This is a genomic window from Variovorax sp. N23, from assembly GCF_025486315.1.
Classification (GTDB): domain Bacteria; phylum Pseudomonadota; class Gammaproteobacteria; order Burkholderiales; family Burkholderiaceae_C; genus Variovorax.
In genome coordinates this window covers 39,862-59,436 of the sequence record NZ_JAOOPY010000021.1, presented here as the reverse complement: position 1 = coordinate 59,436, position 19,575 = coordinate 39,862, and the positions used below count along the sequence as shown (strand labels likewise).

The 19,575-nt window shown below is 68.8% G+C and carries 22 protein-coding genes; 12 read left to right on the top strand and 10 right to left on the bottom strand.

Annotation, left to right across the window (positions count from 1 at the left end):
- Positions 1-5 precede the first annotated feature (5 nt).
- The 10 genes from N8A90_RS23580 (at position 6) to N8A90_RS23535 (ending at position 9,541) form a co-directional block, all read left to right on the top strand.
- A complete protein-coding gene (locus N8A90_RS23580) occupies positions 6-1,526 on the top strand; it encodes an ABC transporter ATP-binding protein (RefSeq protein WP_262077665.1) in 1,521 nt (506 codons plus the stop codon).
- Positions 1,519-2,649: an ABC transporter permease gene (locus N8A90_RS23575; protein ID WP_262077664.1), complete on the top strand. Its 1,131-nt coding sequence runs from the start codon at positions 1,519-1,521 to the stop codon at positions 2,647-2,649. The genes N8A90_RS23580 and N8A90_RS23575 overlap by 8 nt, the downstream gene beginning before the upstream one ends.
- Before the next feature lie 10 nt (positions 2,650-2,659).
- Positions 2,660-3,595 carry an ABC transporter permease gene (locus N8A90_RS23570; RefSeq protein ID WP_262077663.1) on the top strand — a complete coding sequence of 312 codons (936 nt, stop codon included), beginning with the start codon at positions 2,660-2,662 and terminating at the stop codon, positions 3,593-3,595.
- Positions 3,595-4,296: a cysteine hydrolase family protein gene (locus tag N8A90_RS23565; protein ID WP_262077662.1), complete on the top strand. Its 702-nt coding sequence runs from the start codon at positions 3,595-3,597 to the stop codon at positions 4,294-4,296. The genes N8A90_RS23570 and N8A90_RS23565 overlap by 1 nt, the downstream gene beginning before the upstream one ends.
- An 8-nt stretch (positions 4,297-4,304) precedes the next feature.
- Positions 4,305-5,288, top strand: a complete 984-nt coding sequence (locus tag N8A90_RS23560; RefSeq protein WP_262077661.1) for an isopenicillin N synthase family dioxygenase — start codon at positions 4,305-4,307, stop codon at positions 5,286-5,288.
- A gap of 50 nt (positions 5,289-5,338) precedes the next feature.
- Positions 5,339-6,385 (top strand): ABC transporter substrate-binding protein, encoded by a 1,047-nt coding sequence (locus tag N8A90_RS23555; protein ID WP_262077660.1) that lies wholly within the window; start codon positions 5,339-5,341, stop codon positions 6,383-6,385.
- Positions 6,386-6,387: 2 nt separating this feature from the next.
- On the top strand, positions 6,388-7,497 hold the full coding sequence (locus N8A90_RS23550) for an ABC transporter ATP-binding protein (protein WP_262077658.1): 1,110 nt from the start codon (positions 6,388-6,390) through the stop codon (positions 7,495-7,497).
- Positions 7,498-7,502: 5 nt separating this feature from the next.
- Complete coding sequence (locus N8A90_RS23545; RefSeq protein ID WP_262077657.1) at positions 7,503-8,402, top strand: ABC transporter permease; 900 nt, start codon at positions 7,503-7,505, stop codon at positions 8,400-8,402.
- Positions 8,399-9,211, top strand: coding sequence for an ABC transporter permease (locus tag N8A90_RS23540; protein WP_262077656.1), 813 nt, complete (start codon positions 8,399-8,401; stop codon positions 9,209-9,211). Before N8A90_RS23545 ends, N8A90_RS23540 begins: the two co-directional genes overlap by 4 nt.
- 81 nt (positions 9,212-9,292) lie before the next feature.
- Positions 9,293-9,541, top strand: a complete 249-nt coding sequence (locus N8A90_RS23535; RefSeq protein WP_262077655.1) for a hypothetical protein — start codon at positions 9,293-9,295, stop codon at positions 9,539-9,541.
- A 61-nt stretch (positions 9,542-9,602) separates the two neighbouring features.
- Here N8A90_RS23535 and N8A90_RS23530 read toward each other — a convergent pair whose 3' ends face one another.
- From N8A90_RS23530 to N8A90_RS23520, 3 genes are all read right to left on the bottom strand, one after another.
- On the bottom strand, positions 9,603-10,028 hold the full coding sequence (locus N8A90_RS23530) for an RcnB family protein (protein WP_262077654.1): 426 nt from the start codon (positions 10,026-10,028) through the stop codon (positions 9,603-9,605).
- A gap of 140 nt (positions 10,029-10,168) precedes the next feature.
- Positions 10,169-10,501 (bottom strand): hypothetical protein, encoded by a 333-nt coding sequence (locus tag N8A90_RS23525; RefSeq protein ID WP_262077653.1) that lies wholly within the window; start codon positions 10,499-10,501, stop codon positions 10,169-10,171.
- A 16-nt stretch (positions 10,502-10,517) separates the two neighbouring features.
- On the bottom strand, positions 10,518-11,126 hold the full coding sequence (locus N8A90_RS23520; RefSeq protein ID WP_262077652.1) for a cob(I)yrinic acid a,c-diamide adenosyltransferase: 609 nt from the start codon (positions 11,124-11,126) through the stop codon (positions 10,518-10,520).
- Between the two features lie 58 nt (positions 11,127-11,184).
- Between N8A90_RS23520 and N8A90_RS23515 the strand changes: the two genes are divergently transcribed.
- Positions 11,185-12,609: an FAD-binding oxidoreductase gene (locus tag N8A90_RS23515; RefSeq protein ID WP_262077651.1), complete on the top strand. Its 1,425-nt coding sequence runs from the start codon at positions 11,185-11,187 to the stop codon at positions 12,607-12,609.
- Positions 12,610-12,613: 4 nt separating this feature from the next.
- Here the strand turns inward: N8A90_RS23515 and N8A90_RS23510 are convergent, their stop codons facing one another.
- The 7 genes from N8A90_RS23510 to N8A90_RS23480 form a co-directional block, all read right to left on the bottom strand.
- Complete coding sequence (locus N8A90_RS23510; RefSeq protein ID WP_262077650.1) at positions 12,614-13,582, bottom strand: ParB/RepB/Spo0J family partition protein; 969 nt, start codon at positions 13,580-13,582, stop codon at positions 12,614-12,616.
- A 5-nt stretch (positions 13,583-13,587) separates the two neighbouring features.
- Positions 13,588-14,151 (bottom strand): RBBP9/YdeN family alpha/beta hydrolase, encoded by a 564-nt coding sequence (locus N8A90_RS23505; protein ID WP_262077649.1) that lies wholly within the window; start codon positions 14,149-14,151, stop codon positions 13,588-13,590.
- Positions 14,148-15,005, bottom strand: coding sequence for a ParA family protein (locus N8A90_RS23500; RefSeq protein ID WP_262077648.1), 858 nt, complete (start codon positions 15,003-15,005; stop codon positions 14,148-14,150). The genes N8A90_RS23505 and N8A90_RS23500 overlap by 4 nt, the downstream gene beginning before the upstream one ends.
- A gap of 13 nt (positions 15,006-15,018) precedes the next feature.
- Complete coding sequence (locus tag N8A90_RS23495) at positions 15,019-15,633, bottom strand: LysE family transporter (protein WP_262077647.1); 615 nt, start codon at positions 15,631-15,633, stop codon at positions 15,019-15,021.
- Between the two features lie 69 nt (positions 15,634-15,702).
- Entirely contained in the window at positions 15,703-16,341 is a 639-nt protein-coding gene (rsmG, locus tag N8A90_RS23490; protein WP_262077646.1) for a 16S rRNA (guanine(527)-N(7))-methyltransferase RsmG, read from the bottom strand.
- Positions 16,338-18,308 (bottom strand): tRNA uridine-5-carboxymethylaminomethyl(34) synthesis enzyme MnmG, encoded by a 1,971-nt coding sequence (gene mnmG, locus N8A90_RS23485; protein WP_262077691.1) that lies wholly within the window; start codon positions 18,306-18,308, stop codon positions 16,338-16,340. Before mnmG ends, rsmG begins: the two co-directional genes overlap by 4 nt.
- A gap of 225 nt (positions 18,309-18,533) precedes the next feature.
- Positions 18,534-18,719, bottom strand: coding sequence for a DUF1328 family protein (locus N8A90_RS23480; RefSeq protein WP_262077645.1), 186 nt, complete (start codon positions 18,717-18,719; stop codon positions 18,534-18,536).
- Positions 18,720-18,935: 216 nt separating this feature from the next.
- Here N8A90_RS23480 and gstA point away from each other — a divergent pair, with 216 nt between their 5' ends.
- Positions 18,936-19,544, top strand: coding sequence for a glutathione transferase GstA (gene gstA / locus N8A90_RS23475; protein WP_262077644.1), 609 nt, complete (start codon positions 18,936-18,938; stop codon positions 19,542-19,544).
- Positions 19,545-19,575 lie beyond the last annotated feature (31 nt).

The window sequence follows — 19,575 nt, the reverse complement described above, 5'->3', positions numbered from 1 at the left end:
CAGGCATGAAGCGCGCATTGCAGCTCACCGGCATCGGCAAGTCCTTCGACGGCTTCCAGGCGCTGATCGACGCGGACTTCGACGCGCGCTGGGGCGAGGTGCATGCGCTGCTGGGCGAGAACGGCGCGGGCAAGTCGTCGCTGATGAACATCGCGGCCGGGCTCTATGCGCCCGAGGCCGGCCGGATGTGGGTCGACGACAACCCGGTGCAGCTGAGCGGGCCGCGCGACGCCGCGCACCACCGCATCGGCATGGTGCACCAGCACTTCAAGCTGGTGAGGCCGTTCACCGTGGCCGAGAACATCCTGCTGGGCCATCCGCTGGCGACCGGCGAAGGCAGCCACCGCAAGCGGCTTGGCCAGCTGGAAGCGCAGATCCGCGCCAAGACCGACGAACTGGGTTTCGACATCGACCCGACACAGCGCGTCGCACGCCTGTCGATCGCCGAGCAGCAGCGCGTCGAGATCCTCAAGGTGCTGCTGGCCGGCGCGCGCATCCTGATCCTCGACGAGCCGACCGCCGTGCTGACCGACGCGGAGGCCGAGCGCCTGCTGTCGACCGTGCAGGCGCTCGCGCGCAGCGGCGCTGCCGTCGTGCTGGTCACGCACAAGATGGCCGACGTAAAGACCTACGCCGACCGCGTGACCGTGATGCGCGGCGGCCGCACGGTGAAGACGGTCGACCCCAAGCAGGTGGCCGTCGCCGAACTGGTGCAGCTCACGGTCGGCGATTCGGTCGCGGTGCCGCAGCGCCGACGCGATGGCGTCGCCGCCGGTGCGCCACGGCTCACGGTGCGCGGCCTGCGCAGTGCGTCGGCCGGCGGACGGCCCGCGCTCGACGGCGTCGACCTGGAGTTGAAGGCCGGCGAAATCTACGGGCTGGCCGGCGTCGGCGGCAACGGCCAAGGCGAGCTGGCCGCGGCGCTGATGGGCCTCGACAAGGACATCGAGGGCCAGATCACGCTGCAGGATGTCGGCGACCTGAAGAACATGTCCAGCGCACAGCGGCGCAGCCTGCAGTTCGCCGCCATCCCGGCCGATCGCTACGGCCTCGCGCTCGCGGGTGCGCTGACGGTGGCCGAGAACTTCGGCATCGGCCAGGTGCACGCGGGCCGCTACGGCTCGCCGTGGCGGCTCGACACGCGGACGCTCGAAGCCGATGCGCAGGCGGCGGTCGAACAGTTCGATGTGCAGGGCGTGCGCAGCCTCGGCCAGAAGGCCGCGCTGCTCTCGGGCGGCAATGCGCAGAAGCTGGTGCTGGCGCGCGAGTTCGGCCGTGCCCCGCGCATCGTGCTGGCGCACAGCCCCAGCCGCGGGCTCGACGTGCGCGCGGGTGCCGAGGTGCATGCGCGCCTGCTGGCCGCGCGCGACGCGGGCGCCGCAGTGCTGCTCATCAGCGAGGACCTCGACGAGGTGCTGGCGCTGGCCGACCGCGTCGGCGTGATGACGCGCGGGCGCATCGTGGCCGAGTTCGATCAACCGGCGGACCGGCAGGCGGTCGGCCAGGCGATGACGGACCATGGCTGACGCTGCAATGACCGTTCCCTCGACCGACGCCGCACCCGCGACACGACGGCTTCCGCTCGCCAGCCGGCGCTTCGCGCTCGAGCTGCGCCAGCAGATGGCATGGCACGCGCAGGCGCTGATCCTCGGCGTGTCGCTCGCCATCGGCATGGGCGTCTCCGCCGCGATCCTCGTGGCGGCCGGCGTGCCGGCCAACGAGCTGCTCAACGAGTTCGTGATGCAGACATTGTTCGACAGGCAGAGCCTGCAGGCCGTGCTGTTCCAGGCGGCCCCGATGATCCTCGTGGGCATCGCGGCGTCGATGGCCTTCCGTGCGCGCTTCTGGAACCTCGGGCTCGAGGGCCAGATGATCTGGGGCGCGATCGGCGCCACCGCCATCTCGGTCCTCGACATCGGCCCCGCCGCGCTGCGCCTGCCGCTGATGCTCGTCATGGCGATGGCGCTCGGCCTGCTGTGGGCGCTGGCGCCCACCCTGCTCAAGCTGAAGCTCGGCGTGAACGAGATCATCTCGTCGCTGATGCTCAACTACATCGCGAGCAACTTCCTGCTGCACCTGGTGTACGGCGCGTGGAAGGACCCGAAGGATTCCTTCCCCTACTCGCCGCAGTTCCGCGCCTTCGAGCGGCTGCCCGAATGGTTCGGCAACGTGAGCACCGCGGCCATCGGCCTGGCGCTCGTCGTCGCGCTGCTCGCGTGGTGGTTCGTGGGCGTCAGCCGCGCCGGGCTGTACCTGCGCTTCGTCGACGCCAACCCGCGCATGGCCGATGCGGTCGGCGTGCCGGTGCGCCGGATGATCCTGGCGGCCGTGCTGCTGTCGGGCGCGCTGTCGGGCATCGCGGGCTTCGTCGTCGTCGCCGGGCAGGAAGGCCGGCTCACGCAGGGCTTCTTCGCGGGCTACGGCTTCTCGGGCATCCTGATCGCCTTCCTGGCGCGCAACAACCCGCTGGCTGCGACGGTGGTCGCGGTGCTGGTGGCGGCGCTCTTCGTGGCGGGGCGCAACCTGCAGGTGTTCTACCAAATCCCGTTCTCGATGGTGCAGCTGATCCAGGCCATCGTGGTGATCTGCGTGGCGTCGTCGGACTTCTTCATTCGTCACCGCATTCGTGCGGTGGTGAGCAAGAACTGAAACTGAAGCCATGGACGCCTTCGCCATCGCCACCAACTGGCTGGGCAACGCGCCCGACTTCGCCGTGCCCTATGCGCTCGCCGCACTCGGGCTGATCGTCTGCGAACGCGCGGGCGTGCTGTCGCTCGGCGCCGAAGGGCTGATGCTGGTCGGTGCGCTGGCCGGCATCGGCGCGCAGATCGCCTTCGGGCAGCCCGGCGTGTCGCTGGTCCTCGCGATGCTCGCGGCCAGCGCCGTGTCGGTGCTGTTCGCCGTGATGACGATCCTGCTGCGCGTGAACCAGGTCATCGCGGGCCTGGCACTGGTCTTCTTCTGCCAGGGGCTCACCAGCCTCGCGGGCACGCTGTTCGGCTGGACCAACGTGGCGGTCGGCAGCATCGGCACCATCGCGCTGTGGCCGTTGTCGGCCCTGCCACTGGTGGGCCGGCTGTTCGACCAGAACATCGTCGTGTACCTCACGCTGCCGATCTTCGTGGCCGTGGTGTGGGTCCTCACGCACACCACCGCCGGCCTGCGCCTGCGCGCGGTGGGCGAGAACCCGCAGGCGGCCGACGCAGCGGGCATCAGCGTGACGGCCTGGCGCTTCGCGGCGGTGCTCGCGGGCTCGGCGCTGGTCGGGCTCGCCGGGGCCTACATCTCGGTCGTGAGCACCAAGCTGTGGATCGCCGGCATGACCGGGGGCCGCGGCTGGATCGCGGTCGGGCTGGTGATCTTCGCGCGCTGGTCGCCGTGGAAGGCGCTGGCCGGCGCGGTGCTGTTCGGCTGCGTCGAGGCCCTGATCCCGCAGCTCGCCGCGGCCGGCGTGCAACTGCCGCAGTACTTCGTGCTGATGACGCCCTACGCGATCACGCTGGCCGTGATGGTGTGGGTCGCGATCGCACGCCGCGGCGCCGACGGTGAACCCGGCGCCTTGGGCCAACCCTATGTGCGAGAGGAAAGAAGATAGTGCGCGCCTTCGTCTATGAAAAGGAACGCGAACTGGACCCGCAGCAGTTCGCCGACTACCTCGACCCGGCCACCACCGCGGTGATCTCGATCGACATGCACCGCGGCCACCTCGACGACTCGCCCGAGTGCCCGTGCCCGGCCCCGCGCGCACGCGATGTGGTCGCGCCCATCGACGCGTTCCACGACGAAGTGCGCGCGCTCGGCGGGCGCATCGTGCATGTGAAGTCGACGCTCCGGCCCGATGGCGTGGACGACATCCGCGGCATCCCGTCCGCGTGGCGCCGCACCTTCCCGCTGCACGTCGGCGACATCCCCAATGCCGATGCGCACGCCATCGAAGGCTCGCCGTGGACCGAGTGGGTCACGCGCGTCGAGCCCGGCGACATGCGCGTGGAGAACAAGCGGCGGCTGTCGGCCTTCTACCCGACCGACCTCGACTTCCTCTTGCGCAACCAGCGCATCACGACCGTGGTGCTCGACGGCGGCTTCACCGACTGCTGCGTGCTCAACACGGCCTTCGACGCCAACAACCACAACTACCGCGTGATCGTGCTGCGCGACCTGGTGCGCGGCACCGACCCGCAGCTCGAAGCCGCGGCCCTCACGATGGTGTCGCTGCACCTGGGCCTGGTCATGGAATCGCAGGACCTGCTGGCCCAGTGGCGCGGTGCCTCGCGGCCCTCCTCTTCTTCCACCTGAACGACCCGATGCTGACGTCCATTCCCCTCATCGATCTCGGCGGCAACCTCGACCCGCAGAGCCCCGCGGCGCGGGCCAGTGCCGCCGCGCTGCACGACGCGCTGAGCACCCTCGGCTTCGCCTACATCGGCGGCCACACGGTGTCGCCCGCCACGCGCGCCGCGGCCTTCGCGGCGTCGAGGCGCTTCCACGAATCGCCGCTCGAACGGAAGCAGTCGCTCGCCATCAACGCGGCGCACCGCGGCTACATGGGCATGGCGACCTCGACCATCGTCACCTCGTCCGTGGCCAAGGTGACCAGGCCCAACATGAGCGAGTCGCTGATGCTGATGCACGAGCTGCCGCCGGACGACCCCGGCCTGCTCGCCGGCCTGCCGATGCAGGGCCCGAACCAGTGGCCGACGTGGCTGCCCGACTTCCAGCCCGCCATGGAACAGTACGTTCGCGAGGTCGATGGGCTGGGCCGCTACATCGTGCGGTTGATCGCGATCAGCCTCGGCCTGCCGGCCACGTCGCTCGACCACCACTTCGACCACCCGACCACCTTCCTGCGCGCGCTGCACTACCCGCCACAGCCACCGTCGGACGACGACCAGATGGGTTCGGCACCGCACACCGACTACGGGATCATCACGCTGCTGGCGCAGGACGACTCGGGCGGCCTGCAGGTGCGCCCGCGCGGCGGCGACTGGATCGAGGCGCCGCCCATCGCCAACACCTACGTGCTCAACGTCGGCGACATGCTGGCGCGCTGGACCAACGGCCGCTTCGTGTCGACACCGCACCGCGTCATCAACCGCTCGGGCGGTGACCGCTATTCGCTGCCCTACTTCCTCGATCCGTCGATGGACGCGCTCATCGAATGCCTGCCGACCTGCACCGACGCCACGCACCCGCCGCTCTATCCACCGGTGCCCTACGGCGAGTACCTGATGGAACGGCTCAACAAGAACTACGACTACCGGCGAGACACGTCGAAGGCCTCGGCCTGACGCCCTTTCCTCACGCCTCCTCTTTTCCTTTTTCTTCTTCAAGGACCCCCATGAAAAACCTCTCCCGCCGCGACTACCTGCAGGCCATGGCCGCCGCCGCCGGCATGTCGGCGCTGGCCATCCCCGGCATCTCGGCCGCCGCACAGAACCTGGTCGTCAACACCTACGGCGGCCGCTGGGAGAAGTTCTGGCGCTCCGACCTGATGCCGATGTTCCAGAAGTCCGCCGGCGTGGAGACCACGCTGGACGTGGGCCTGGGCAAGAACTTCGTCGCGAACCTGCGTGCGGCCGGCGTCGAGAAGCCGCCCTACAGCATCCTCATGCTCAACGAGAACATCGCGAGCATGGTGCGCGCCGAGGGTTACTTCGAGGCCATCCCCGCGGCCAAGGTGCCGAACCTCGCCAGCGCCTATCCGTTCCTGCGGAACCCTGGCGACAACGGCGTGCGCGCCATCGTCTCGACCATCGGCATCGGCTACCGCAAGGACCTGGTGAAGACGCCGCCGAAATCGTGGAGCGACCTGTGGAGCAACCCCGAGTTCAAGGGCAAGATCGGCCTCTACCAGATCGGCAACACCGCGGCGATGCTGTTCCTGCTGATGACGGCCAAGCTCTATGGCGGCTCGCAGGACGCGATCGACCGCGCCTTCGCCGAGATCAAGAAGCTGCTGCCTTTCACGCAGGCCGACTGGAGCGGCACGCTGTCGACCATGCTCACGCGCGGCGACGTGACGGTGGCCGTCATCGACTTCCCCGAGGTCGTGGCACTGCAGAAGAAGGGCGTGCCGGTCGAGATGGTGGTGCCCACCGAGGGCGTGCTGGCCTTCGAGCAGTCGTTCAACGTGCTGAAGAACGCACCGGCCAAGGAAGAGGCCTACAAGTACCTCGACTTCATCCTGCGCCCCGACGTGCAGGAGATGATGGCCAAGGAGTTCTTCACCTCGCCCACCAACACCAAGTCGAAGCTCGACGCGGCGCTCGCCAAGGACGTGCCGGTGTCCGGCGAGGGCATGAAGAAGATCTTCCAGTTCGACTGGAGCAAGGTGAACCCGCAGGTCGCCGCCATCACCGACCGCTGGAACCGGGAGATGAAGTGAGCGTGGCCAGCCCCGTGCGCCCGGCCCTCGGGCGGCGCACCACCCGGGTGTCGCTCGAAGGCATCCAGAAGACCTTCAACGCGGCGGCCGCGCCGGCCATCCGACACCTCGACCTGAAGACCGAGGAGGGCGAGTTCATCTCGCTGCTGGGCCCGAGCGGCTGCGGCAAGACCACCACGCTGCGCTGCGTGGCGGGCTTCGAGTTTCCCGATGCGGGCCGCGTGCGGCTGGACGACGAGGACATCACCGACCTGCCGCCCGAGAAGCGCGACATCGGCATGGTGTTCCAGAACTACGCGCTGTTCCCGCACCTCACGGTCTATCGCAACCTGGCCTTCGGGCTGGAGATGCGTGGCGTCGGCAAGGCGGAGATGAAGCGCCGCATCGACGCGGTGTTGGCCATGGTGCAGCTCACGGCCATGGCCGAGCGCTATCCGCGCCAGCTCTCCGGCGGCCAGCAGCAGCGCGTGGCGCTGGCGCGCGCGCTCGTCATCGAGCCGCGCCTGCTGCTGCTCGACGAGCCGCTGGCCAACCTCGACGCGGTGCTGCGCGAAGACATGCGCGTGTTCATCCGCGAGCTGCAGAAGCGCGTGGGCATCACCACGCTGTACGTCACGCACGACCAGGCCGAGGCGATGGTGATGTCCGACCGCGTGGCCGTGATGCTCGGAGGCCGGCTGCTGCAGTTCGATGTGCCCGAGGCGATCTACCTGCGTCCGCGCAGCATCGAGGTCGCCAGCTTCATCGGCCGCTCGAACCTGATCGAAGGCCGCGTCGAGGGACTGACCGATGCAGCGGGGCCCTACCCCACGTACCGCATCCGCACGTCGCTGGGCGACGTGCCGGCCTGCTACGACCAGCCGCTCGCGAGCGGTCAGCCGGTGAACGTGACGATCCGCCCCGAAGCGATCCGCTTCCAGGCCGACGGGCCCTACACCGGCAGCGTGCAGGCCACCTACTTCCTCGGCAGCACGGTCGAGCACACGGTGCAGTGCGCCGGTGGCCAGCGCCTGCTGGTGCAAACCGCGCCGAGCCGGCGCGTGGACGCCGGTGCGCGCGCCGCCTTCGCCTTCGATCCCGGCCATGCCTGGATCATCGCGGCCGACGCATGAGCGCCGTGACGCTTCCCATGGGCACGACCGCGATCGTCCCACAGCGCCGCCCGCAACCACTGTCGCGCCGCGCCTTCTGGCTCATCGTGCCGGCCTTGGTGCTGATCGGCGTGTTCCTGCTGCTGCCCTACCTGAACATCGTGAGCATGAGCCTGCGCCCGCCGGCCGTCGGCGCGCCGTACGGCAAGGGCTTCACGCTCGGCAACTACGCGACCCAACTCACCGACGGCTACCTGCTCGGCGTGCTGGGCGACACGCTCCTGCTCGGCCTCACGACCGTGCCGATCTGCCTGCTGCTGGGCTACCCGGTGGCCTTCCACCTCGCGCGCACGAAGTCGCGCTGGGGCAGCCTGCTCTACGTGCTGGTGCTATCGCCGCTGCTGGTGGGCGTGGTGGTGCGCAGCTTCGGCTGGCTGATCCTGCTGTCGGGCAACGGCGTGATCAACCGCGCGCTGATCGACATCGGCCTGATCGAGACCGGCCTGCAGCTGATGAACAACCGCCTGGGCGTGACCATCGCGCTGGTGCACGTGTTCCTGCCCTTCATGATCCTGCCGCTGGTGGGCGTGATCCAGGCCATCGACCCGACGCTGGAGCAGGCTGCGCGCTCGCTCGGCGCGTCGCGGCTCAAGGTGTTCTGGCGGCTCATCCTGCCGCTGTCGTGGCCGGGCATCCAGGCCGGCACCATCCTGGTCTTCGTGCTCACGCTGAGCGCCTACGTCACGCCAGTGATGCTGGGCGGCGCACAGGTCAAGACGATGTCGGTGCTGGTGGTGCAGAACCTCATCGACAACTTCCAGTGGCCGGTCGGCGCCGCGCAGGCGCTGGTGCTGGCTTTCTGCGGCATGGCGGCGGTCTTCGTCTATGCCCGCATCGCCGGCCTCTTCACGAAAGGCATCCAGTGAAGCGCAACCCCATGGGCAGCCGATTGGCCGACGGCCTGGGCCTGGCCTACGTCGGCGCGGTCTACGTGTTCCTGCTGCTGCCGATCGTGATCATCGTGCTGATGTCGCTCAACGCAGGGGAGTTCCTGACCTTCCCGCCGCAGGGCATCTCGCTGCGCTGGTTCGGCACGCTGTTCGCCAACGAGGCCTTCATGCGCGCCATCGGCACCTCGCTGAAGATCGCGGCCATCGCGACCGTGTGTTCCACGGTGATCGGCGTGACCGGTGCGCTGTACGTGGTGCGCTACGCGACGCGCTTTCGCGAAGGCCTGCGCTTGCTGCTGATGCTGCCGCTCATGCTGCCGGAGATCCTCACGGCCATCGCGCTGCTGTTCTTCCTGTATGCGAGCGGCATCGGCACCAGGACCATGTTCGGCCTCGTGGTCGGCCATGTGCTGGTGACGCTGCCCTACGTGTTCACGAACGTGGCGTCGACGCTCTACAACCAAGACGCCTCGCTCGAGCAGGCGGCGCGCAGCCTGGGGGCCTCGCCGGTGCGCGCGTTCATGCGCGTGACGCTGCCGCTGATCAAGTCCGGGATCATCACCGGCGCGCTGTTCGCCTTCGTGATCTCCTTCGACCTGTTCAACATGTCGCTGCTGCTCAAGGGCATCGGCATGACGACGCTGCCGCTGCAGCTGTTCGACTACCTGCGCTGGGACTTCGACCCGACGGCAGCGGCGGTGTCGACGGTGAGCATCCTGCTCACGCTGGCGGTCGTGATCGTGATCGATCGCACAGTGGGGCTGCGCTCCTTGCGCTTCGGCTGAGGCGTCGGCAAATAGTCGCATCCACTGTCGCGCTCAAAGGTTACAGTGGAAGACATCCTCAGCTTGCGAAACGGATCCGCCATGGCATCGACCCAGCAGACGCGCATCGAAGTGAAGGCAGCCGCAGCGGCTGCATTGCGTGAGCGATTGCGGCAGGCCTTGCCGCTCACGGTCGAGCGGCTGAACCATCGCCAGGCGGACCTGATCGACGATCAGGACATCGAGGGCTTCGTCGCCCTCAACTGGCTGGAATGGCATGGGGGCGGCTTGCGCCTCACCATCACCGGGCGCAACGTATGCGCTCAACTGACCACGCCCTCTGCCGTCTGAGCCGACGACGCAAAAAAGGCGCTGCCCTCGCGGACAGCGCCTTTTTCTTGGGTTTTGCTGGTTACTGCGCCGAGATGATCTGCGCGATCACACCGGTGGCGATGGCGGCCAGCACGAAGTCCCCGCCGACGCCGACCCACTGGTAGCCGCGCGGCGGCTGCTGCAGGCGGTAACCGCGCCAGTCCTCGACCACATAGTTGCGGCCCCGGTATTCCATCGGAACGCGCCCGCCGCGACGCCATTCGACATGCGGCTGCGGATAGCCGCGACGATCGGCGAAGCGGCCATCGCGGAAGTCCTGGCGGTCGGGACGCGCATCGTTGTGGGGGCCACGGCGGTCATCATGTCGGTCGCGTTGTTCGAAGCGCGGGTCGTTGCCGCGCGGTCCGCGGTCATCGCCCCGGCGATCCTGCGCGAAGGCGCTGCCGGCCATGCACAGGGCCATGGCGGCTGCGACGAGGGTCATGCCCTTGGATGTCTTGTTCATCTGAAACTCCTTCTGCGTGGATGAGGGTTCCAGTGTGGGCCCGGTATGTGTCGGCCCACCACAGCGCAGATGCGCATCGGGTGAAGGCGGTAAGCGCGGGTATCCGTGAGGCATTCGCCCGTGCGCCGGCTCAGCCCGTTTCAGCCAGGTGAGGGCGTGGTGCTTTGCGGGCCGATCGGCGGCGGTGCGGGATGGCGCGTGCCGCCGGGCAGCTTGCGGCCGATCGCCTCGCCGACATGGCGGACCGGGCGGCTCGCGCGTTCGGACACGTTCGCCACGTCGCGGCGCGTGGCGTGGTCGGCACGGTCGACACCGCGGGCCGCTGCGTTGCTGCCACGTTCGACGCCATGCATGACGGTGCCTTTGCGCGGCGGTGGGTGGTCGGTGCTCTGCGCCATGGCGCCCAAGGGCGCGGCCAGCGCCATGCAAAGGGCTGCAGCCGCACAGCCGTGGGAGAAATCAGTTCGGGTCATTCGAAGGCTCCTTGCTTCATTCATCGGTCTCTGTCGATGCGGTGCCTGGATGCTGCGCCGCCTCCGCCGCTGCGCGCGTCAGACGCTCGCTTTTCCAGTAGACGTCATCGCCCCCGTCCACACGGTTGAGCACCCGCGCCAGCACGAAGAGCAGATCGCTCAGGCGGTTGAGGTACTGGCGCGGCGCGTCGTTGAGCGCCTCGTCGGCGCCGAGCGCGACCACGGCACGCTCGGCCCGGCGCGCCACGGTGCGGCAGACGTGCGCCTGCGAGGCGGCGCGCGTCCCGGCGGGCAGGATGAATTCGGCCAGCCGCGGCAGCGTCGCGTTGTGCGTGGCCAGGGCCTGGTCGAGTTGCAGCAGCGCCTCGGCCTTGAGCAGCGTGTAGCCCGGCATCGACAGCTCGCCACCCAGGTTGAAGAGCTGGTGCTGCACGTCGACCAGCAGCTCACGCACCGACGCAGGCATCGGCTCGCACAGCAAGAGGCCGATGTGCGAGTTCAGCTCGTCGACGTCGCCCATGGCCTGGACCCGCCGATGGTCCTTGGGCACGCGGCTGTTGTCGCCGAGACCGGTGGTGCCGTCGTCCCCGGTACGGGTGGCGATCTGGGTGAGGCGATTGCCCATGGCGAAGACTTTCGTGGATGCGGTTCATAGAATGGTAGACCGCCTCAGGAGACAACCGATGAATGCGCCCACCACCGCAGCCCAATTGCTGCCCGAACTCCATCTGCGCGAGGTGCCTGCGGCACTGCTCGACGCACTCAAGGCCCGCTTCGCCGAGCGCTGCTCGACGGCGCTGGCCGTGCGCACGCAGCATGGCCGCGACGAGTCGTCCTTCGAGGCGCCGCCGCCCGCCGCCGTGGTCTTCGCCGAGAGCACGCAGGACGTCGCCGATGCGGTGAAGCTGGCCAGCGACCACGACGTGCCGGTGATTCCCTTCGGCGTCGGCTCATCGCTCGAAGGCCACCTGCTGGCCGTGCAGGGCGGCATCAGCATCGACCTCTCGCGCATGAACCGCGTGCTGTCCGTCAATGCCGACGACCTCACGGTCACCGTGCAGCCGGGCGTGACGCGCAAGCAGCTCAACGAAGAGATCAAGAGCACCGGCCTGTTCTTCCCGATCGACCCGGGCGCCGACGCCTCCATCGGCGGCATGGCGGCCACCCGGGCCAGTGGCACGAACGCCGTGCGCTACGGCACCATGCGCGAGAACGTGCTGGGCCTCGAGGTGGTCACGGCCAGCGGCGAGACCATCCGCACCGGCACGCGGGCGCGCAAGTCCTCGGCCGGCTACGACCTCACGCGCTTGATGGTCGGCAGCGAAGGCACGCTGGGCGTCATCACCGAGATCACGCTGCGCATCTACCCGCTGCCCGAGGCCGTGTCGGCCGCGATCTGCTCCTTCCCGAGCATCGAGGCGGCGGTGCGCACCACCATCGAGACCATTCAGCTCGGCGTGCCGATCGCGCGCGTGGAGCTGATCGACAGCAATACCGTGCGCATGGTGAACACCTACGCCAAGCTCGGCCTGCGCGAGGAGCCGATGCTGCTGATGGAATTCCACGGCTCGCCCGCCGGCGTGAAGGAACAGGCCGAGACGGTGCAGGAACTGGCCAGCGGCCACGGCGGCAACGCCTTCGAGTGGGCCACCACCCCGGAAGAACGCACGCGCCTGTGGACGGCGCGGCACAACGCCTACTTCGCGGCGATCCAGTCGCGCCCGGGCTGCCGCGCCATCTCGACCGACACCTGCGTGCCGATCTCGCGGCTGGCCGACTGCCTGCTCGAATCGGTGGCCGAGGCCGATGCCAGCGGCATCCCCTACTTCCTGGTCGGCCACGTGGGCGACGGCAACTTCCACTTCGGCTACCTGATCGACCCCGACGACGCCGAGGAGCGCGCCAAGGCCGAGGTGCTCAACCACGCGCTGGTGTCGCGCGCCATCGCGCTGGAAGGCACCTGCAGCGGCGAGCACGGCATCGGGCTGCACAAGATGGGCTTCCTGGTGGACGAAGCCGGCGCCGGCGCGGTCGACATGATGCGCACCATCAAGCGCGCGCTCGACCCGAAGAACATCCTGAACCCCGGGAAGATCTTCTCGCTCTGACGGCTTAGCTCGCCGTACTGCGCAAGCGGTCGATCAAGCCGTTGAGCGCATCCAGCGAGCCGAAGTGGATGGCGAGCTCGCCGCTCTCCTCCACCTTGCCGCCGCGCTTGCTGCGCTTCTTGATGCGCACCTCGACCTCGGCCGTGAGCAGGTCGGCCAGCTCTTCCTCCACCCGCTGCAGGTCGCGCGACTTCTCGGCGCTGTTGCCGCGCCGCGGCGACGGCGTCAGGCTGAACTCGGCGGCCAGCTTCTTGACCAGCGCCTCGGCTTCCCGAACCGACATCTTCTTGGCGGCGATCTGGTTCGCCGCGGTGATCTGCGTGCCGCGATCCAGCGACAGCAACGCGCGGGCATGCCCCATGTCGATGTCGCCAGCCATCAGCATGGCCTGCGCCGGCTCCGCCAGGTTGAGCAGCCGCAGCAGGTTGCTGGCCGCGCTGCGCGACCGCCCCACGGCCTGCGCCGCCATTTCGTGAGTGAGCCCAAACTCCGAGACCAGCCGTTGCAGGCCTTGAGCCTCTTCCAGCGGGTTCAGGTCTTCGCGCTGGATGTTCTCGATGAGCGACATCGCGGCCGCGGCCTCGTTCGGCACGTCGCGCACCAGCACCGGCACGCTGTCCAGCCCCGCCAGCCTGGCGGCGCGGAATCGGCGCTCGCCGGCGATGATCTCGTATTCGGCGTCCTTCGCCGCGGCCGATTCGGCATCGAGCCGGCGCACGAGGATGGGCTGCATGATGCCCTGCACCTTGATGCTCTCGGCCAGTTCGTACAGCGCGCCCTCGTCCATGCGGGTGCGCGGCTGGTAGACGCCCGCCACCATCTGGTCGAGCTTCAGGACGGTCGGGTTCGCGGCGGAGGCGCCGCCAGCGGCCGTGCCGGCGTCGCCGCTTCCACCGTCGCTGCCGCCGTTGTAGGTGGGGCCGAGCAGGGCTTCGAGTCCGCGGCCGAGGCCCTTGGGTTTCTTGGTGGCCATCGAGGTCAATCTTCGTTGTCGTTCAGGAATTCGTTGAGGAGCGCCCGGCCTTCGGGCCAGTCGCCCAGGCCGGACTCGCCGTTGAGGTGGCCGCCCGCGCCGCGGTCGACGAAGCGTGCGCCCCAGTCGGCAGCCATGCCGCGGGCGCGGGCCGCATCGCAGTACGGGTCGTCGGCGGCGGCGACCATCAGCGCCGGGAAGGGCAGCGGCTGCCGCACGATCGGCGCCCAGCCGGGAATCATCTGGCGCAAGTCGTCGCGCTCGAGGTCGCCCGGGGCCACCAGGAAGGCGGCGCGCACGCGGCCGGTGTGGCGCGAATGCGCGGCCCAGGCGGCCGCCAGGATGCAGCCGAGGCTGTGCGCCACCAGCACCACCGGGCCCGGCGCCGCCAGCACGTCCTCCTCGAGCCGTGCCGACCAGTCACCGCGCCGGGGGCGCATCCACTCGTGCTGCTCGACGCGCCGGTCGCCGTGCACGGCTTCCCACCGGCTCTGCCAATGGGTCGCGTCGCTGTTCTTCCACCCGGGCAGCAGGAGCGTGGTGGTGGCCGGCGTGACGGGGGCGGTCATGGCTGCAGGCCGCCGTCCGCCCCCTGCAGCGTCGCGGGCAGGTCGATCGGCGCAGGGGCGGCAGGGGCCGACGGTGCGAAGGCGCTGGCCGGCAGCATCTTCGTGACCAGTTCCTGGGCGAAGGCGACGAAGGCCTGGCTGCCGCGGGCGGCGGGGTCGAAGACGACGCCCGGAAGGCCGTAGCTCGGCGCCTCGGCCAGCCGCACGTTGCGCGGGATCACGGTGTCGAACACCTTGTCGCCGAAGTGCGCCTTGAGCTGCTCGCTCACCTGCTGCTGCAGCGTGATGCGCGGATCGAACATGACGCGCAGCAGGCCGATGATCTGCAGATTCTTGTTGAGGTTGGCGTGCACCTGCTTGATGGTGTTGACCAGGTCGGTCAGCCCCTCGAGCGCGAAGTACTCGCACTGCATCGGCACGATCACCCCGTGAGCGGCGCACAGGCCGTTGAGCGTCAGCAGGCTGAGGCTGGGCGGGCAGTCGATCAGGATGAAGTCGTACTCGGCACCCACGGCGGCCAGGGCGGTGCGCAGGCGCTTCTCGCGGCGGTCCAGCGCCACCATCTCGACCTCGGCGCCGGCCAGCTCGCGGTTGGCGCCCAGCACGTCGTAGCCGCATGATTCGGACTTCACCCGCGCCTCGGCGACCGACGACGACTCCAGCAGCACGTCGTACACCGTCGTCTCGAGCTGGCGCTTGTCGATGCCCGAGCCCATGGTGGCGTTGCCCTGCGGGTCCAGGTCGATCATCAGCACCCGTTGACCGACCTTGGCCAGCCCGGCGGCGAGATTCACCGTGGTGGTGGTCTTGCCGACGCCACCCTTCTGGTTGGCGATGCAGAAAATCTTGGCCATCGTCCGGTCCCTTTCAGCGCGACACGGCGAGCTTGACGCCGAAGCCGATCAGGAAGACGCCGGCCAGCTTCTCGAGCGTCATGGAGATGCGCGGGTTGGCGCGCATGCGCTCGGCCAGAAAGTGCGTGAGCAGCGTCGCGGCCAGGCCATAGGCGAAGGTCAGCACCGCGATCGTGAGCGCCATCGCGGCGAAGGTGACCACACCCTGATGGCGCACCGGATCGACGAAGAGCGGGAAGAAGGCCATGTAGAAGACGATCGCCTTGGGATTCAGCAGCGTGATGAAGAAGGCCTGCCGCGCGAACTGGCGCGGGCGGATGTTCAGGATGGGCGCAGCACCGGGCCTGGCCAGCAGCATCTTGAAGCCCAGCCAGGCCAGGTAGGCGGCGCCCAGCCAGCGCACCGCGTGGAAGGCAGCCGGGTAGCCGGCCAGCAGCGCGGCGACGCCGGCAACCGCCATCCACATCAGCACCTGGTCGCCGGCGATCACACCCAGCGTGGCGGCCAGCCCGCCGCGAATGCCGCCCTTCCCTGTCGAGGTGATCAGCGCCAGGTTGCCGGGGCCCGGAATCGCGAGGAACAGAACGATGGCCGCAACGAAAGCGCCGTAATCAGCGATGCCGAACATGGGAAGTGCCTGAAGAAAGGGAGCGTCGAGTCTAAGTCAGCCCCGGCGCCGCGGCGCCCTCTTCAGGCTTCAGCCGGCGGCTTTTCGCGCCCAGACGATGCAGCGCTCGGCATCGAGGCCGGGCACCGTCAGTTGTTCCACGTGAAACACGTCCACGCCAGGCGGCAGTGCGGCCAGTTCATCCGCCGGAACCTTGCCCTTCATGGCGAGCCAGACGCCCTCCTCGGCCAGCAACTGCATCGAGCCGTTGTAGAAGTCCGGCAGCGAGGCGAAGGCGCGGCTGCTGATGACGTCGTAGCGGCCTGTCAGCGTCTCGACGCGCGCATGCAAGCCCCGGAGGTTGGGCAGCTTCAATTCCGCCGCGACCTGTTGGACGAAGGCGGTCTTCTTGGCCACCGCGTCGAGGCAGGTGACATCGATATCGGGCCGCAGGATGGCGATCACCACACCGGGCAGTCCGGCGCCGGCCCCCACATCCAGCAGGCGCGTCGCGCCCGGCCGCTCACGCTGCAGCGGCGCGATGACGGACAGGCTGTCCAGCAGATGGTGCGTCATCACCGTCGCCGGGTCGCGCAGCGCCGTCAGGTTGTAGACCTTGTTCCACTTCAGGATGAGCGCGCCGTAGGCCAGCAGCCGCTCGCACTGCCGATCGTCCAGTGCCAGCCCGAGCTGCGCAGCGCCCGCGCGCAGGGTCGCCTCGCCGCTCATTCGGTGTCGGACGTCGCGGATGCCGCAGTCGCCTCGGTGGCCTCGGTCGTCTTCGCGAACGCCCGATGGCCGCCCTTGCGCAGATGCACCATCAACAGCGAAATGGCTGCCGGCGTCACCCCCGAAATGCGCGAGGCCAGGCCCAGCGTCTCCGGGCGCTGGCGTGCCAGCGTCTGGCGCACCTCGAAACTCAGCGCGGCCACCTGGCCGTAGTCGAAGTCCGCCGGCAGCTTGAGGTTCTCGAAATGCGACGCACGCTCGACCTCGTCGTGCTGGCGGTCGATGTAGCCGGAATACTTGGCGGAGATCTCGACCTGTTCGACCTCGGCCGCATCCAGCGCCTGGGCCGGCGCGTACCTGCCGCCGTCCAGCGACATCAGCGTCGCATAGTCGACGTCCGGCCGGCGCAGCAAGTCGCCCAGGTTGTATTCGTGCTCGATCGCCTTGCCCAGCACCCGGGTCGACTCGGCGGCCGGCAGGTTGCGGGGATTCACCCAGATCGACTTCAGGCGCTGTGTTTCACGTGAAACAGCATCGCGCTTGCGGGAGAACGCCTCCCAGCGCGCATCGTCCACCAGGCCCAGGCGGCGCCCTGTCTCGGTCAGGCGCATGTCGGCGTTGTCCTCGCGCAGCTGCAGCCGGAACTCGGCGCGGCTGGTGAACATGCGGTAGGGCTCGGTCACGCCCTTGGTGATCAGGTCGTCGACCAGCACGCCGAGGTAGGCCTCGTCGCGTCGCGGCAGCCAGGCCTCCTCGCCGCGGCATTGCAGCGCGGCGTTGATGCCCGCGAACAAGCCCTGCGCAGCCGCTTCTTCGTAGCCGGTGGTGCCATTGATCTGGCCGGCGAAGAACAGCCCCTGGATCGCCCGCGTCTCGAAGCTGCTCTTGAGTTCGCGCGGGTCGAAGTAGTCGTACTCGATGGCGTAGCCCGGCCGCAGGATGTGCGCGTTTTCCAGCCCCACCATCGAGCGCACCAGCTGGTACTGGATGTCGAAAGGCAGGCTGGTCGAGATGCCGTTCGGGTAGTACTCGTTCGTGGTCAGCCCTTCCGGTTCCAGGAAGATCTGGTGGCTGTCCTTGTCGGCGAAGCGGTTGATCTTGTCCTCGACGCTCGGGCAGTAGCGCGGCCCCACGCCTTCGATCTTCCCGGTGAACATCGGGCTGCGGTCGAAGCCGGAGCGGATGATCTCGTGCGTGCGGGCGTTGGTGTGGGTGACCCAGCAGGCCATCTGCCGCGGGTGCATGTCGGCACGGCCCATGGTGCTGAACACCGGCATCACGTCGGTCGCACCGCCCGGCATGCCGTCGCCCGGCTGCTCGGCGCACTTGGAAAAATCGATGCTCCGCCCGTCCAGCCGCGGCGGCGTGCCGGTCTTCAGGCGGCCCTGCGGCAGCTTCAATTCCTTGAGGCGGGCCGACAGGCTGATCGCCGGCGGATCGCCCGCGCGCCCGGCCTGGTAGTTGTCGAGCCCGACGTGGATGCGGCCGTCCAGGAAGGTGCCCGCCGTGAGCACCACGGTCCGCGCCCGGAAGCGGATGCCCACCTGCGTCACGGCGCCGACGACGCGGTCGCCCTCCACCATCAGGTCGTCGACGGCCTGCTGGAACAGGCTCAGGTTCGGCTGGTTCTCCAGCCGGTGCCGGATCGCCGCCTTGTAGAGCACGCGGTCGGCCTGCGCCCGGGTGGCACGCACGGCCGGACCCTTGCTCGAATTGAGGATGCGGAACTGGATGCCCGCCTCGTCGGTGGCCAGCGCCATCGCGCCGCCCAGCGCGTCCACCTCTTTCACCAGGTGCCCCTTGCCGATCCCGCCGATCGACGGGTTGCAGCTCATCTGGCCCAACGTCTCGATGTTGTGGGTGAGCAGCAGGGTCTTCGCGCCCATGCGGGCGGCCGCGAGCGCGGCTTCGGTGCCGGCATGGCCGCCGCCGACGACGATCACATCGAATTCTTGGGGATACAGCATCTGGATGGGCGCACTCACGCGTGCGCGGCGGGACTCTGCAAGAGAGGGGGCGGTGATTTTAAGCGCCGCCGCCCGCCAATGCCGCCTGTGTGGGCACCCGGCCGTTTCCCAGGAACAACGCTGCGAGCCTCTTGCCGACGTGCTGTGTTGCTATGCTTTTTATAGCATCCCTCGGCCGCTCTACCGCCGCACCAGCCCCCGGGGTGCTCCGATGCCGTCTGCCCCTCAATCGATCGCTTTTCGCACGGCTCCCACGCCCAGCGCAGCGAGCACCAGGAAGACCACGGCCAGCACCAGGAACAGACCGAACAGCACCTTGGCGATCCCGGCCGCGCCGGCGGCGACGCCGCCGAAGCCGAGCGCACCGGCGACCAGCGAGACGATCGCGAAAATGATGGCGTACTTCAACATGCGAACTCCTTGTCGGCAGCACCGTACCGCCTGGGGGACGAGCGTAGAAAACCCGGCCCATCCGGCGGATAGTCGCGTTCCGCGAGCCGCCGTAGGACAAAAACGCGGTGCCGGCGGAGGCCGCGATCCACCCGCTACGATCGGCCTTCTTCGACAGGTCCGCCCCCGGCGGCGCCTCTCGCCAAGCCCTTCCCACCATCCGATCGGAGCCTTCGCATGAAGCTGTACTACTCCCCCGGCGCCTGTTCGCTCTCGCCCTTCATCGCCCTGCACGAGGCCGGCATCGCCTTCGAGCCGGTGCTGGCCAGCACCAAGAGCCACAAGCTCCAGGACGGCACCGACTACTACGGCATCAACCCCCTCGGCTACGTGCCGCTGCTCGAGCTCGACGACGGCACGCGCCTGCGCGAAGGCCCTGCGATCGTGCAGTACATCGCCGACCAGGCGCCCCTGAAGAACCTGGCACCGGCCGCCGGCACGCTGCAGCGCTACCGCCTGCAGGAATGGCTCACCTTCATCGGCACCGAGGTCCACAAGGGCTTCAGCCCGCTGTTCAACCCGTCGATGCCGGAGGAAGCGAAGACCATCGCGAAGGAACGCCTGAAGGCGCGCTTCGCCTGGATCGACAAGGAGATCGAGGGCAAGGACTACCTGATGGGCGAGCATTTCACCGTGGCCGACGGCTACCTCTTCACGGTGACCAACTGGGCCAAGCCGCTGGCCTTCGACCTCACCCCCTACCCCCATCTGCGCGCCTGGCATGCCCGCGTCGGCGCCCGCCCGGCTGTGCAGGAAGCCATGAAGGCCGAGAGCGCCGGCAAGTAAGCGCAACGGTGCGCCCGGCCGGCCTAGCTAC